Genomic DNA, 14,409 nt, shown 5'->3' with positions numbered 1-14,409 from the left:
CAGATTAAGGGAATTTAGGAAGATGGAATTTTAGTTGCTTATAAAATTATCAATAAAAATAATACTAGAATTTATCAATTTGGTGTTCATCACGACTACAGAAATAGATATTTAGCTTCTGTCTTATTTAGTGATTTGAAGAATAAAGAAATTAAAATGATAAATGTTGATGATCGCGAAGTTTCAACAAACGATTTTATTCAATCTTTGGGATTAGAATTGTATGATCGTCAATACGAAATGAAAAAAACATTATAGTTAAAAGCCTCTATTTTAGAGGCTTTTTTTGTTTTATTTTTAAACTAATTGAAAAAAATCTCGTTTTCCTATTTTAATTTTAGTTCCCGAAATCAATTTAAAACAATGTAAAGGATCTACGAACTTTTCTCCATTTATTTGCACAGCTCCACTTTCTATTAATCGACGAACTGCTGATTTTGATAAATCACTTTTTAACAGATGACAAACTTCTAGAAGTGATGACGAAACTAAGTCTAATGTTTCTATCTTAATAGTCTCAAAAATTCTATTTTCATCATTTCTTTTCTGAAATTGATTGTTAAAAAATTGCTCCGCATCATCTGCAAATTCTACAGAATGATATTGTGTAATAATATTCTTAGCTATTATTTTTTTGATATTCATCGGGTTTTCACCTTCTTTTAATTGGCGTGTTAATTCTTCTTTTTCGCTTATAGAAAAATCTGTTGCTAAAGTGAGGTATTCAATCAATAAATCATCTGGAATAGACATTGTTTTTCCAAACATTTCTGTTGGTTCATCAGTCAATCCTATAATATTATTCAACGATTTACTCATTTTCTCTTTTCCATCTGTCCCACGCAACAAAGGCATACAGATTACAATTTGTGCAGCATCGCCATTCACTTCCTGCAATTGACGTCCCATTGTACAATTAAACAATTGATCTGTACCTCCCATTTCTATATCTGCTTTTATCTGAACAGAATCAAAAGCTTGTAAAATCGGATAAACCAGCTCATGCATCGCAATTGGTGTGTTCTCTGTAAAGCGTTTATTAAAATCATTTCGATGCATCAATTGTGCTACTGTAACTTTAGACAACAATTGTATAACTTCTGTAAATGGCAAACAATCTAACCAATCCGAATTATAAACAATTTCAGCTTTTTCTACATCAATAATTTTAGATAATTGATTGATATAAGTTTCTGCATTTGTTTTAACATCATCTACATTTAATGGTTTTCTACTTTTATTTTTACCAGTAGGATCGCCTATTTGAGCTGTAAAACTACCAACCAAAATAACAATTTGATGTCCTAAATCCTGAAATTGTTTCAGTTTTTTAAGAACTACCGCATGTCCCAAATGTAAGTCTGGTGCAGTTGGATCAAATCCTAATTTGATTCTCAATTTTCTATTTTCTTTTTTAGCTAATTTCAATTTTTCTTCTAAACCATTTTCTGGTAAAAAAATCGAAACATTTTCTTTTAAACTTTCTAAATTCTCCATGCTATTTTTTTTATACAAAAAAAGCCCGAGCATTTCTGCTCGGGCTTGTAAATTATGATGATAATATTGCGTACAATTTTTAATACGAAGTATACACATAGTCTACCCGAGCAAATATTGTACTATAATAAGTGCTAAAAAATGGTAAACGTAATATGTGTTGTAAAAACTTCATTTGTTGATGCAAAGGTATAAAATATTTGTAATCTATGGCATTTCTTTCCAAATTTTGTCTGAAGCTTCTAAATAAAGAGGTAAAGCAGCAGAACCATACCAATTGTAAATTTCTGTTTCCAATAATTTTGCTTCTATTGCAGGATCTGTTGCTAATAATTTTATAGCTTCTTCTAAAGAATCAATATTCTGTAAAATAAAAATTCCGCGATAGTTTTTATCATTTTTCCCTATTGGTCCAGCAACTACTAATTTTTTATCTTCGACCAATCGCGCCATATTATCCATATGACCTTCAAATTTCTCTGCAATGTATTTTTTATCTGAAGTTGAATTAGTTCCTGTTTTTAAAATTACCAAAAAGTAAGATTTCATTCCATAATTATCACTCTTTAACTCTTTGGCTAAAGCTTCGTCGTAATTAGGATTTATTTTTTGAGCAAACAATCCGACAGAAAATGTGATACAACAAATTGTTATTAATTTTTTCATATGAAATTTTTATAAAAATAATATAAATACTGTTTATTCAATAAAAATAAATTAAAATTGAAGTTAGTCACCACTTATTTTAAAAAGTATAATCAATTTCATTTTTCGTAAAATCGTTTATCTTTACATCAATTTATAAATTAAATATAAAATCGAAATGGAATTTAATGTAACCAATGCTTTAAAGCAATTAAATGCAGACTATTCAGAAGAAAAAGCTTCAGAAATCATTGAGAATTTATTATACAATCCTAATAATTTATCAGATGAAGATCACGATGAAATTGATCAATTGAATGATAAATTTTTACGTATTGCTGCTCAAATTTTTGTAGAAGATTTAGCCTATGATTTTAATACATTGGTTAATTATTGGGAAGCATTTATTGGACAATTAAGTGAAGAACAATCACAAAGTTTATTGAAATTTGCTTTAGAGCAAACAGATGTCGATTTTGTAGAAGATTTTATTATTGGTTATCGCAAATTTTATTCTAACCCAAAAGAGAGTATTACTTTTTTTAATAAACTTGATGAGAATGAATTATTCGAAATTAAGTTTTTTAAGGCAAGATGTTACGAAGTTTTAGGTGAAGATGAAAATGCAATTTTGGCTTATAAAAGTTATCTTAATACGCCCTATTTTTCAGAAGACGAAAATTTAGAACAAGCTGCTGTTAATCAATTTTACATTAATCATACAATTGCATCATTGTTGGTTAAATTAAAAAAATATGATGAAGCATCTTCTTATTTTGATCAAATTTTAGATCACATGAATTTAGAAGAATATTTAGAGAACTTCGATGCTGAAAATGGTGATGAAGTAAAATCGTTTTTGATGGATTACGTCGAAACTTTAAAGCAAATTGGTAAAAAAGAAAAGGCTGAAGAAGTTTCTGAAAAAGTAATGAGAATTTTTTCTAAATAATACAACATCCGAAAACACATAGTTGTTTATGTTTGTAAGTATTATAAATAAAAGGTTTTAAGATTTCATTTACAATAATATAAATCTAAACTATCTTGGCATAAACAAATAAATAGATTTTTATTTATTTAATCAAGTTTAAAATCTACCTTTGCACTATAAATAATTTATTCATAGTTGTTGAGGATAATGAAGATTGAATAATGAAGAAGATTATCCTTAAATAATAGAGTTTTTTTATAGTATTTTTAGGTTGGTTTAAATGGTTCAATGAAGATTGAACCATTTTTTTATTTCTTATAACCAAATGCACAATGTCTACAACCATTTTTACAACATTTTCCCTTTTGGTAGTGAAAAAATTCTGTAAAAACCCAATATCCATTCTCTATATAATAATGTATATGCGGTACGAATTCTGAAGCTAATGTCGGAAATTTATATTGTTGATCTAAAACTGCAAAATAATCTAACTGCTGCAAACAATTATTACATAAACATTTGTACGATGTCTTTTGAAGAAATTCTTTTGTAATATTCTGTATTACAATTTTATTACAATTACAATTTTGAATATCATCTACTCTACATTCTAATTTTTGTTGACAACGCGAACAGGTTTCTTCCATATATTTTTTTAATAATTATGATTTTTGAACACAACAATTTTCTTAAAATTATATTAAATCTCAAGTCAAAACATTCTTGAAACATTGATTAATAAATAACTATAAATTAATCCTATCAAGTCATAAATCAAAACATTTAGGTTTTATGTTTTGTAAATCAAAAAGTTATGATCTTTGTAAAAGATAATTAGTTAAGAATATTTCATATTCAATTAGTGTTTTTTATAGTAGTTTTGATTGGTTAAAATCCTCAGAAATAAATTTTCTGAGGATTTTTCTATTTTATTTAGAACTTACTTTATCATAAATAATTCCGATTATAAACCCGATTATTGATGGAACAATCCATCCTAAATCATATTCAAAAAATGGAATTTTATTTAGATTTGATAACATATTTTCATCAAAAAATCCAAGAATTTTCAATAATCCAAGAATTGCAATAAGTGTAGATGCTAATAATGCACCAATATAAGGCGATTTTGATTTTATATTTCTTCCAAATATAACAATATAAATAACTAAAGTGATTGTAATTGGATAAACAAAAGCTAAAGGCGGATAAGCAAAGTTTATAATTTCGTCTACTCCTTTTACCGATAATCCAAATGATATTACAGTACAAATAATTGCAACAACCAAATAGCTTAATTTACCTTTTGATAATTGACTGAAAAACGTTGCAACTGCCGATGTAAGCGCGATAGATGTTGTAAGACAAGCAAATGCCATACATAATGCAATAGCGATTAAACCGTAATCTCCTAAGATATTTCGAGAAATATGAATCAATAATTCTGCACGAGAAATCCCCGTATCTGTAACTCCTGATGTTGCTCCTAAATAAATCAATCCACCATAAACAAACAATAAACATGTTGTAGACAATAATCCTGAAACAACAACAACTTGCGATTTACTTTTTGTATCCGTATAGCCTTTATCGCGTGCTGCATTGATAATAATTCCTGCAAAAATAACCGATGCCAAAACATCTAATGTCTGATAACCTTCGATAAAACCTCTCGAAAAAGATTGAATCATCGTCATTTCAGAAATCTCTAAAGTTGATGTTGGACTAATAATTCCGACCGCAATCAATAAAGCTAAAAGAACTAATAATATTGGTGTAAGATAATTTCCAATTACATCGACAACTTTGGACGGACGAATAGCTAAAGCAAGTGTAATTATAAAGAAAATTATTGATCCCCAAATCGGATTCATTTCCGGAAAAAATGGCTTCAATCCTACTTCATATGTTGTTGCAGCTGTTCGTGGAATTGCAATTAACGGTCCGATGCAAATCATGATAATTGTTCCTAAAATTGCCGCTAAATGTTTATTGACACGATGTCCTAAATCGTTGAAACTATCTCCTGAATAAACAACTGATAAAATTCCTGTAAATGGAAGTAGGATTCCTGTAAGACCGAATGAAAGCATTGCTACCAAATAATTTGAACCAACTTCTACGCCAATTAATGGTGGTAACAATAAATTTCCGGCTCCAAAAAACATGGCAAATAACGCAAATCCTAACGTCAATATATTTGATAATTTCTTACTTTTCATATCTCAATTTTATCCTAAGTGTTTAAAAAAACGATTGCAAAATTAACTGAATCGCATTTTGAAGCCTTAAACTTAATAGAATTATTCGTGTTACACCTACTATATTTATACATTTGACAGATTTAGATAAATATTAATATATTATCAATAATAATTTTAAGCAAGATTATGAATCGTTTAATTGTCTATTCGTTTACATCTTCAAACCTTAATTCATTTGATGTTTTTGAAATTGAAATTGACCGATCAGTTGGAGCGTAACCTTCACCATTTGGTTGATAATAATGTCTGATATACCAACTCTCATCTTCATAATTCCAAACTATTTTCTTGCCTTTGTAACGATCTGGATAAACAATTTTATCAGTAGAAAATATAGAATCTGGCATATAATTTTTTGATGTTTTAATTTCATTAATCAATCTATTTCTGTCATTATTTGAAATTTCTAAGATAAATGTGTGATAAGATTCTTCAATTCCCCAATTTGATGTATTCTTTATAATTTCAAAATCGTCATTTAGTTTAAAATCTAAATCTTCGACCAACTCAGTTGCATCACGTTTAAAGAATAATTCATCTTCATAAATAACTGAAATTGGAATATAAATAATAAACAATCCATAGGCAACTGTAGCCAAAACTGCAGTTTTAGGGAAGTTAATATATCTTAAAAACTTATAGATGCAATATCCAATTAAAAAAACAATCAGAATAATAAACAAGAAAAGAAGTGTCAATCCAATAATAAATTCGTACATAAATAATTTTTGTTATAAAAAATCTTATCGTCAACAAAGTGATAACGATAAGATTTTTATTAATATTTTTCTAATTTGACTTGTTCCATTCTATATTTTTAGAATAATACATCAATATTGCAACAATCATAAATAGACCAATACTTCCTACTAATAAAGCGTGCTCTTTTAGTTGTAAAACGCTGTAAATAAATGCGTATAATAAGACTAACATCATTGTGATTTTTAATGTTAAACTAAATGATTTCAAGAAAGAGTAAACGAAAAAAGTAATCAATAAAATTGTTGCGCCAGAGGAAATAAAATAGGCTAAATCGAATCCTAAATATTCTGATAAAGAAAGCAATAGAACGAAATTTACACTTATTGCAAAACCAACCAAAGCATATTGAACTAAGTGAATATTGAAACGATTTCTGTTTTCTATAAAGAAAAAAGCAACAAATGTTAATCCAATAAAAAGAATAGCATATTTCGTCGAGCGATACGTTTTGTCATAATGATCGTTCATTTGTAAGAAATTAACACCAAAACTGTAATCTGTAAATTTACTCGCATCTTGCCAAATTTGTCCTTGTAATGGATTTTGCTGATAAATAGACCATTTTACATTTGTTTTCCCATCTTTTTGCGTTGGATCAGTATTCGGTAAAAAATTTCCATCATATTTCAAATCTTTCCAATTGGTTGTCAAATCAACTTTTGTATTGATAGCTGATGGAATAAAATTAAGAACTTGAGAACCTTTCATCGAAAAATTAAGTGCAACTTGGTTAAAATCAAACGTAGTTGGATCTATTTTTTGAGACATAAATTGTACTGGAGAAGTTTTTATATCTTTATTATTTCGTGAATAATCTTGTCCTTCATTGGCTGCTGAAGCAGGTTCTGGAAGAGTTTCTAAAACAATAGTTCGTGTATCGACAATCAACGGATAATTTTTTCCACCAGAATTTACAATCAATTTATTTTCGTAACCTTTTGTATCCGAAATTCCGAATACAATTTTTGTCGAAACAACATTTGCTTGCTCAATCTCTGCATCTTTCAACATTTCTGTAAAACTCATAAATTTTGAATTGAAATTCATTTTTGATGTGTAAACCACCGCATCATAAATACTTCTACTTTTCAATTGAGAATCTATCGTACCATTTACAGACAAATCGTTTGCAGAAACATATTTCGTATTTTGTTGTTGAATGATTTTACCTTCTTGATTTTTGACATTTTCCAAATAAGTAATTTCCACAAAAGGTCCATAAACAGTCTGTTTTCCACTCCATTTATCCGAAATTTCGGTTATAACTTTCGTTTTATTATCTTGTCTTTCTTCGATAAGATTTAAGATAAAAGGAATTGGAATTAACATTAGTAAAACCAATAAACAGACTAAAAATCCTTTAATCATTGTTTTGTTTGATGAATAAATTGAACGATTTTCCGTTCTAAATTCATTTTCTAAATCATTGTTTTCCATAAGTTTGAATTTTATTTATTATTCTAAAAAGCACTTTGTTTTTCAAAGTTTAAATACAAAAAAAATTATTTTATTTTATTAATTAATTTTTCAAGATAGCTTAAATGATCCTGAAAAGCTTGTTTACCTAAAGCAGTTATAGAATAAGTTGTATTTGTTTTTCTACCTATAAAACCCTTATGTACAGTTATATATTCGTTTTCTTCGAGATTTTTTAGATGAGAAGCCAAGTTACCATCTGTCAAATCTAAAAAGTCTTTCAAATCCTTAAATGAAATTTCTTCATTCATCACCAAAGCACTCATAATTCCTACACGAATACGATTATCAAAGACTTTGTTTAATTTATTTAGATTAAAATCCATGCTGCAAATTTAAGGTTTGAAATCGTATTTACGCACCATCCAAGCACCAAAAATTACATGCAAAACACCGAATCCTAAAAACCAAAACAATAAACCGTTATAAATAAAATAGAAAGCCAATAATCCCAATATAATTTCGCAAATGGCTAAGTATTTAATTTCGGTAATTGTATCGCGTTCTACCGTATATAACGCCAATCCATAGAACAATAAAGTAACAGGCGCAACATAGGCAAAACTAAAATTTTTGATAAAAATTAATCCAACAATTCCACCAACTATTAATACAAAAAGAAATTTTCGCAATATGCGTTTGGTAACTGGATTAATAAATTTTGCTCCGTCTTTCGCACTTTTACGAATCATAAAAAAGAAACCGCCAATACATGCGATAAATAATGTTGCAAGACCTAAAATAATTAATTTTACATCTGTTTCATTTGTACTATAAATTTCTTCTGTTTCTCTATAATTAACAAATTCAGTTAAAATAAATAAGTACGCAATCCAAGCAGAAATCATTCCGACAATTCCGACCCATACTCCACTCCATCCACTAATACTGGTGAATTTTGATGAACGTTGCATCATCGTTTTTATCTCATTTATACTATCTAAAGGATTATCTTGACTCATAATAAAAGTGCTTTGCAATTCAAAGTTAAAAATAAAATTTGAATCTGCAACTTTTTTCCAAAAAAAAATCCAACTTGATAAAAGCTGGATTTTTTCTATTTCTAATAAATTGATTTAAGGATTTGTAGACCACAATGACGCAGAAGCCAACATAGCGCGTTTATCTAACTTTAATAAATCGACTATTAATTGAGCAAAATCTTCTGGTTGAACCACTTTTTCTGGATCACCATCTGTAATTTTTAATACATCTTTTGACATTTCAGATGCAATTGTACTTGGTGTAAGCGTTGTAACACGAATATTTTTCTTTCTCAACTCGAACATTATCGATTCTGAGAAACCTATCAATCCTGCTTTAGAAGCCGAATAAGCACTTGTTACAGCGTTACCTTTAAGCCCTGCTGTAGAAGAAACATTGATAATATCTCCACTTCCCAACTCTATCATAGACGGGACAACAGATTTTGATACATAATATGGACCGAATAAATTAGTTTTTACAATATCTTCCCAATCATTTTCTTCCATCTCAAGAAAACCACCAAAAGCAGCAATTCCAGCATTATTTATTAAAATATCAAACGCTCCGAAAGTCTCTATCAATCGTTGAATTTGCATTTTTACTTCAACTTTATCCGCTACATTAAAAATTGAATAAGTTGCGTTAACACCAAAAGCTGTAAGCTCTATAACTGTTTCTTCTAATGTTTTTTTGTTACGACCTGTTATCGCAACATCTACGCCTTCTTTTGCTAAAGCTATTGCTATGGCTTTTCCTAAACCTCTACTTCCGCCAGTTACTAAGGCTTTTTTTCCTTTTAAGTCTTGCATAATTGTTTAAAATTAATTAAAAATTGATTATTTTATGAAATTCCTATTTTAAGACAATAATAAATGTGTTTTTTATAATTATTTAACATGATTAATAAATATATTTTTATCTTAATAAATTTTTAATACCTTAGTTAAAAAATTAACATTATTTTATGACAACACTTTTATTTCTTATACTCTTACTATTAAACCTCTTTTCATTTTTCATTTTCAAAAAAGATAAAATGAATGCACGAAATGGAAAAAGGAGAATTTCTGAATTTTTTTTATGTTTTATTACTCTAATCGGTGGTACAATTGGTTCTATTCTGTCGATGCAAATTTACCGCCATAAAACAAAAAAGTTTTCTTTTATATCTAAAATTCTTGTTATTGTTTTAATTCAATTTATTGTTTTTTGGAGATTTATTTATCATATAGATTAATCTTTTTTATCAAACAAAAGATGACTCAATAAACATAAAAGAGTAAAAAATATACCAACGCCTATTACTCCATTCCATTGGTATTTTTCCCACAAAATTGCTGCCAAAAAAGTTCCTAAAGATCCTCCTATAAAATAACTCGTCATATAAACTGTATTTATACGATTGCTGGCTTTTGCATTTAAGCTAAAAATAATTGTTTGATTAGACACATGCATAGCTTGTAAACCAAGATCTATTAAGATTACACCTATTATTAATCCCCAATATGTAAATCCAAATTGATAAAAAAATCCCCATGCAATTAACATTGTAACAATTGAGTAAAATATGATTTTAGATGTTGAGAAATATCCATTTAATTTCCCTACTAAAGCTGCTGCCAAAGCACCTACGGCTCCTATTAAACCAAATGCTCCGGCAATATCACTTGATACAAAAAATGGAGCTTCTTCTAAGTGAAAAACCAATGTTGTCCAAAATGCACTAAATGCTGCAAACGCTGTTGCTCCTCGAAATGAAGCTAATCTTAATTTTGGTTCGTTTTTAACTAAACCAATAATTGATTTCATTAAACCTTTGTACGTTCCTTTGTAATTGGGAGGAACTTCTGGTAAAAAGAAATAAATAGCAAACCAAAGAATAAACATTAAAACTGCACCAATCAAATATACTTCTCTCCATCCTAAATATTCTCCAATAAATCCACTAAAAACACGAGAAAGTAAAATCCCGACAAGTAAACCACTCATCACCATACCTACAGCTTGTGTTTTCTTTTCTGGTAAAGCTAATTCAGCAGCCATTGGTACAAATATTTGAGGTATAACAGATGAAAAACCGATTAAGAAACTAAGCGGAAAAAGCCATGTTACCGAAGGTGCAAAGTACATTCCTAACAAACCAATTATAATAAATACAAAATCGAATAAAATCATTCGCTTTCGTTTTAATAAATCGCCAAGTGGAATTATAAATAATAATCCAAATGCGTAACCAATTTGTGTTAACATTGCAATAGTAGAAATCTTACTTTTGGATACATTAAAATCTTTCGCCATTAACGATAATAATGGTTGATTGTAGTAATTATTAGCCACAACCAATCCACTACCTACAATCATTATCCATAAAACAATTGGTGACAATGTAGGTTTTGATAATTCTTTTTCCATTGATTTAATATTCGCTTGCTTCTGACAAAAGTTTTAAGTCATCATGAGATAATTGCACATTTATAGCTTCCAAAAAAGCATCTAAATGTTCTTCTTTCGTTGCGCTTGCAATTGGTGCTACAACAGACTTTTGTTCTATTAACCAAGCTAATGAAACAGCAGAATAAGAGATTGAATGTCGCGTAGAAATCGTTGCTAAAGCATCTAAAATTCTAAATCCTCTCTCATTTAAATATTTTTTAATTCCCTCTCCACGAGTACTTTTATCAAGGTCTTCTTCATTTCTATATTTACCCGATAAAAAACCGCTTGCTAAACTGTAGTATGGAATTACACCTAACTTAAATTTTTCTGCAACAGGTTGTAAAAATTCTTCAAAACTCTGGCGATCATATAAATTATATTCAGGTTGTAATGTCTTGTAAGCTGGTAAATTAAACAAATCTGATTTTTCTAACGATTCAATCAATCTTTCTGAAGAAAAATTTGAAGCACCAATATATCGTACTTTTCCTTCTTTTACCAATTGATTATATGCTGATAAAGTTTCCTCAACAGGTGTTTTTGTATCATCATAATGTGTCTGATAGAGATCAATATAATCTGTATTCAAACGCAATAAAGATTCTTCTACTTCTTTTAAAATATGAGATTTTGTAGTATTTGGTTTATCCTGAATAAGATTGCGTCCACCAACTTTGGTTGCCAAAATTATTTTATCACGATTTCCACGTGATTTTATCCAATTTCCTATAATTCGTTCTGATTCTGTCCCGACATTTCCTGGAACCCAATATGAATAATTATTCGCAGTATCAATTGCATTAAAACCTCGTGCTATAAAAGCATCTAAAATTCTAAATGACTCTTCTTCATTCAAAGTCCAACCAAAAACATTACCTCCAAAAATTATTGGTGTAATTTCTAAATCTGTATTTCCTAATTGTACTTTTCTCATGTGTAAATATAAAAAAAAGCTACTTTACAGTAGCTTTTTTGTTGTAAAATTTTTTGACTCACACGTCGAAAAAATGTAACTTTTTAGAATACTTTTAGTGTTTTCATAGGTTTAGAAAACAAGTATCTAAGTTTAATACTTAGTTTGAAATCGATACACAAATATATATATCTTATAAAATCTATCATTAAAATAGAGTTTAGATTTTGTTAATGGTCTTTTTAGAGCAGTGAATTTGCAATTTAAGCAAGTGAATTATCCCAATCTACACTCAATAACATAGTAACAGTTGTTCCATTTTCATTTGAAGCAATAGAAATATTGTCATTTTTATCATTATTCAACAAGTATAAACGTTCTGAAATAATTTTTAACGCTTTCGATTCGTGTGTTTTATTCAAATCGGAATTCTTTGAAAATCCTTTCCCATTATCTGCAATTGTAATGGTAAAATACTTATCTTTTTGCGTCACCTTTAAGATAATTGTAGGATTTACATAACTTTGATTAAACGCATGTACAAAGGCATTTTCTATTATTGGTTGAAGCAACATTGGCGGAATTTTAGCTTTGTAAATATCAACATCATTGGCTATTTCTATCACAAAATTCACTTTATTTTGCCACCTAAAATTCTCAACTTCAATGTATAATTTTAAAAATTCTATTTCTTCATTTAGACTAATATCATTCTTCGTTGATAAATTTAGCATTTGGCGTATTAAATTCGAAAATCTTCCCAAACTATTTATTGCATTATCAATATCATTATCTAAAATATAATATTGTATTGAATTTAAAACATTGAAAATAAAATGTGGATTCATTTGCGATTGCAAAGCGACCAAACGTGTTTCTGTAAGTTGTCTTTCTAATTGCAAACGTTTATTCTCTTGTAAACTCTTCTCTTTTAACTGACTTATTTTTAATTTATTAAAACTATTAAGTGTTCTAATTTTTCTTGTGTAATACTTATACACAATAAGACATAAAGTTAAAACTGAAAGAAGAATAAAATAAATATTTAGGAAAAAAGGTGCAGCAATATTTAATGAAATAAGTTCTGAAATTTGTTTACTCCCATTATTTGTATCAGTAATTTCCAACTCAATTTTATAAGAACCGTGATTGAGATTTCTAAAATATATAAACTCATCATTGAAAGATTCGCTCCAATTTTCTTGTGGGTTTATTCGATAACGATATTTATAATTTAATGGAAAATCTACATTTACAATAGAAAAATCGATAAAAATATTGTTCTCATTATTCTCTAATGTCAGATGACGATTAATCAAATCAAACCACAAAAATTTATCACGTGTATACTTTTCATCATTTATTTTGAGTCCTGTTACAATTATTTTTTTGTATTTATTTTCTTGATGAATTAATTGATTTAAATTGATCTCATAATATCCATTTTCTACTCCAAGTGATAATATTTTACCATTGTAAATTGACGAATGAATATCCTTGTCTACAAAACCTTGTTCATTATTTATAGTAAACATTTTTTCACCATCAATAATCAATAAATTTCGATTTGTTCCAATTACAATTTTTTTGTCAAAAATATCAATCGAACTAATATTTTCTCCACCAATTTTTCGAATATCAATTTCTTTTTTCTTTATTAATTTTTCGCCAACGATATCAAAAACATAGACTTTAGAAAACTCTGTAGCAACCATCAATTGAGTGTTTCCTACACATTTTATCATTTTAAGTTTGGTTTCTTTAAATTGATTTGTTTGTAAATAAGACGTGAATTTTCCGTTCTCATATTTAAATAATCCGTCGAGTGAAGAACCAAAAAAAACAGCTTTATCATTTTGACAAATTGAGACAATATCTTTTGGAATATTAATCTGAAAATCTGGATGATTTGTATATTTCAGGTTATATAAATCATCAAAAATTAACATTCCACTGACAGAATTTGCGATAATAAATTGATTTTTGAAAAACGAAAAATAATATGGTCGGATTGGTAAATAGGTTTTAAAATATCCATCAAAATTAAGTTCAAATAAACCAATATTTGTCGAAATCCAAAAGGAAGAGTTATGTTTTATTACTCTGTAAAAACGTAATTCATTTACTTTTAAATTATAATTAATTTCCTGAAAATCTTTGTTTTTTTTGTTTATAAAATCATTGTATTTTGAACGATTTTTTTGCATAAAACTGTAAAAATCTTCATTCGTTACATGCTTTTTATATGTTTCTTTATCTTTTATATACAATCCTAGTGGTGTAAGAAAATAATCTAAATTATTGATCGACATAATTTCTATTACTTTCCTATTATCGATTGTTTTATAATCTAAAAAATGGTTTAAATGCACTTCAAAAATACCTTTATCTAGCGATGCGACGTAGAGTAAATTATCCTTTGAATTTAAATGAATTTTATTTGGATATTCTGATTTAATTTTAAAATTTTTCGTTTGATTAATTAGTTTATCTCC

Annotated in this window: 14 protein-coding genes; 2 read left to right on the top strand and 12 right to left on the bottom strand. The window is 27.9% G+C overall.

What is annotated here, in order from left to right; genetic code table 11:
- Window positions 1–297 precede the first annotated feature (297 nt).
- Complete coding sequence (gene tyrS / locus RSC72_RS15060; protein WP_332566292.1) at window positions 298–1,497, bottom strand: tyrosine--tRNA ligase; 1,200 nt, start codon at window positions 1,495–1,497, stop codon at window positions 298–300.
- A gap of 207 nt (window positions 1,498–1,704) precedes the next feature.
- Window positions 1,705–2,163 (bottom strand): YciI family protein, encoded by a 459-nt coding sequence (locus RSC72_RS15055; protein ID WP_332566291.1) that lies wholly within the window; start codon window positions 2,161–2,163, stop codon window positions 1,705–1,707.
- Between the two features lie 157 nt (window positions 2,164–2,320).
- Here RSC72_RS15055 and RSC72_RS15050 point away from each other — a divergent pair, with 157 nt between their 5' ends.
- Window positions 2,321–3,094: a hypothetical protein gene (locus RSC72_RS15050; protein ID WP_332545440.1), complete on the top strand. Its 774-nt coding sequence runs from the start codon at window positions 2,321–2,323 to the stop codon at window positions 3,092–3,094.
- Window positions 3,095–3,384: 290 nt separating this feature from the next.
- On the opposite strand, the gene RSC72_RS15045 is transcribed toward RSC72_RS15050, so the two are convergent.
- From RSC72_RS15045 to RSC72_RS15015, 7 genes are all read right to left on the bottom strand, one after another.
- Window positions 3,385–3,723 carry a cysteine-rich CWC family protein gene (locus RSC72_RS15045; RefSeq protein ID WP_332545438.1) on the bottom strand — a complete coding sequence of 113 codons (339 nt, stop codon included), beginning with the start codon at window positions 3,721–3,723 and terminating at the stop codon, window positions 3,385–3,387.
- 282 nt (window positions 3,724–4,005) lie between these two features.
- Window positions 4,006–5,298 carry a branched-chain amino acid transport system II carrier protein gene (gene brnQ / locus RSC72_RS15040; RefSeq protein WP_332545436.1) on the bottom strand — a complete coding sequence of 431 codons (1,293 nt, stop codon included), beginning with the start codon at window positions 5,296–5,298 and terminating at the stop codon, window positions 4,006–4,008.
- Window positions 5,299–5,483: 185 nt separating this feature from the next.
- Window positions 5,484–6,059 (bottom strand): hypothetical protein, encoded by a 576-nt coding sequence (locus tag RSC72_RS15035; protein WP_332545434.1) that lies wholly within the window; start codon window positions 6,057–6,059, stop codon window positions 5,484–5,486.
- Window positions 6,060–6,129: 70 nt separating this feature from the next.
- Window positions 6,130–7,539, bottom strand: a complete 1,410-nt coding sequence (gene creD, locus RSC72_RS15030) for a cell envelope integrity protein CreD (protein WP_332545432.1) — start codon at window positions 7,537–7,539, stop codon at window positions 6,130–6,132.
- Window positions 7,540–7,604: 65 nt separating this feature from the next.
- Window positions 7,605–7,904, bottom strand: a complete 300-nt coding sequence (locus RSC72_RS15025) for a winged helix-turn-helix domain-containing protein (RefSeq protein WP_332545431.1) — start codon at window positions 7,902–7,904, stop codon at window positions 7,605–7,607.
- 9 nt (window positions 7,905–7,913) lie between these two features.
- Window positions 7,914–8,540 (bottom strand): hypothetical protein, encoded by a 627-nt coding sequence (locus tag RSC72_RS15020; RefSeq protein WP_332545430.1) that lies wholly within the window; start codon window positions 8,538–8,540, stop codon window positions 7,914–7,916.
- A 114-nt stretch (window positions 8,541–8,654) separates the two neighbouring features.
- Window positions 8,655–9,374: a 3-ketoacyl-ACP reductase gene (locus RSC72_RS15015; protein ID WP_332545429.1), complete on the bottom strand. Its 720-nt coding sequence runs from the start codon at window positions 9,372–9,374 to the stop codon at window positions 8,655–8,657.
- A 155-nt stretch (window positions 9,375–9,529) separates the two neighbouring features.
- Here RSC72_RS15015 and RSC72_RS15010 point away from each other — a divergent pair, with 155 nt between their 5' ends.
- Entirely contained in the window at window positions 9,530–9,802 is a 273-nt protein-coding gene (locus RSC72_RS15010; RefSeq protein WP_332545428.1) for a DUF1294 domain-containing protein, read from the top strand.
- Here RSC72_RS15010 and RSC72_RS15005 read toward each other — a convergent pair.
- The 3 genes from RSC72_RS15005 to RSC72_RS14995 form a co-directional block, all read right to left on the bottom strand.
- Window positions 9,799–10,977 carry an MFS transporter gene (locus RSC72_RS15005; RefSeq protein WP_332545427.1) on the bottom strand — a complete coding sequence of 393 codons (1,179 nt, stop codon included), beginning with the start codon at window positions 10,975–10,977 and terminating at the stop codon, window positions 9,799–9,801. The genes RSC72_RS15010 and RSC72_RS15005 overlap by 4 nt on opposite strands.
- Before the next feature lie 4 nt (window positions 10,978–10,981).
- The gene (locus RSC72_RS15000) at window positions 10,982–11,935 is read right to left on the bottom strand and encodes an aldo/keto reductase (RefSeq protein ID WP_332545426.1); all 954 of its coding nucleotides are present in this window, start codon (window positions 11,933–11,935) and stop codon (window positions 10,982–10,984) included.
- A 242-nt stretch (window positions 11,936–12,177) separates the two neighbouring features.
- Window positions 12,178–14,409 (bottom strand): sensor histidine kinase (locus RSC72_RS14995; protein ID WP_332578623.1); only part of this gene is annotated, 2,232 nt, incomplete at its 5' end.

The organism is Algoriella sp. (genome assembly GCF_036647415.1).
Lineage (GTDB): Bacteria > Bacteroidota > Bacteroidia > Flavobacteriales > Weeksellaceae > Empedobacter.
This window is presented reverse-complemented; position numbering and strand designations above follow the sequence as displayed.

Bases quoted from the DNA above. Each gene is read 5' to 3' on its own strand.
- tyrS (WP_332566292.1), bottom strand. From the start codon at position 1,497: ATGGAGAATTTAGAAAGTTTAAAAGAAAATGTTTCGATTTTTTTACCA.
- RSC72_RS15055 (WP_332566291.1), bottom strand. From the start codon at position 2,163: ATGAAAAAATTAATAACAATTTGTTGTATCACATTTTCTGTCGGATTG.
- RSC72_RS15050 (WP_332545440.1), top strand. From the start codon at position 2,321: ATGGAATTTAATGTAACCAATGCTTTAAAGCAATTAAATGCAGACTAT.
- RSC72_RS15045 (WP_332545438.1), bottom strand. From the start codon at position 3,723: ATGGAAGAAACCTGTTCGCGTTGTCAACAAAAATTAGAATGTAGAGTA.
- brnQ (WP_332545436.1), bottom strand. From the start codon at position 5,298: ATGAAAAGTAAGAAATTATCAAATATATTGACGTTAGGATTTGCGTTA.
- RSC72_RS15035 (WP_332545434.1), bottom strand. From the start codon at position 6,059: ATGTACGAATTTATTATTGGATTGACACTTCTTTTCTTGTTTATTATT.
- creD (WP_332545432.1), bottom strand. From the start codon at position 7,539: ATGGAAAACAATGATTTAGAAAATGAATTTAGAACGGAAAATCGTTCA.
- RSC72_RS15025 (WP_332545431.1), bottom strand. From the start codon at position 7,904: ATGGATTTTAATCTAAATAAATTAAACAAAGTCTTTGATAATCGTATT.
- RSC72_RS15020 (WP_332545430.1), bottom strand. From the start codon at position 8,540: ATGAGTCAAGATAATCCTTTAGATAGTATAAATGAGATAAAAACGATG.
- RSC72_RS15015 (WP_332545429.1), bottom strand. From the start codon at position 9,374: ATGCAAGACTTAAAAGGAAAAAAAGCCTTAGTAACTGGCGGAAGTAGA.
- RSC72_RS15010 (WP_332545428.1), top strand. From the start codon at position 9,530: ATGACAACACTTTTATTTCTTATACTCTTACTATTAAACCTCTTTTCA.
- RSC72_RS15005 (WP_332545427.1), bottom strand. From the start codon at position 10,977: ATGGAAAAAGAATTATCAAAACCTACATTGTCACCAATTGTTTTATGG.
- RSC72_RS15000 (WP_332545426.1), bottom strand. From the start codon at position 11,935: ATGAGAAAAGTACAATTAGGAAATACAGATTTAGAAATTACACCAATA.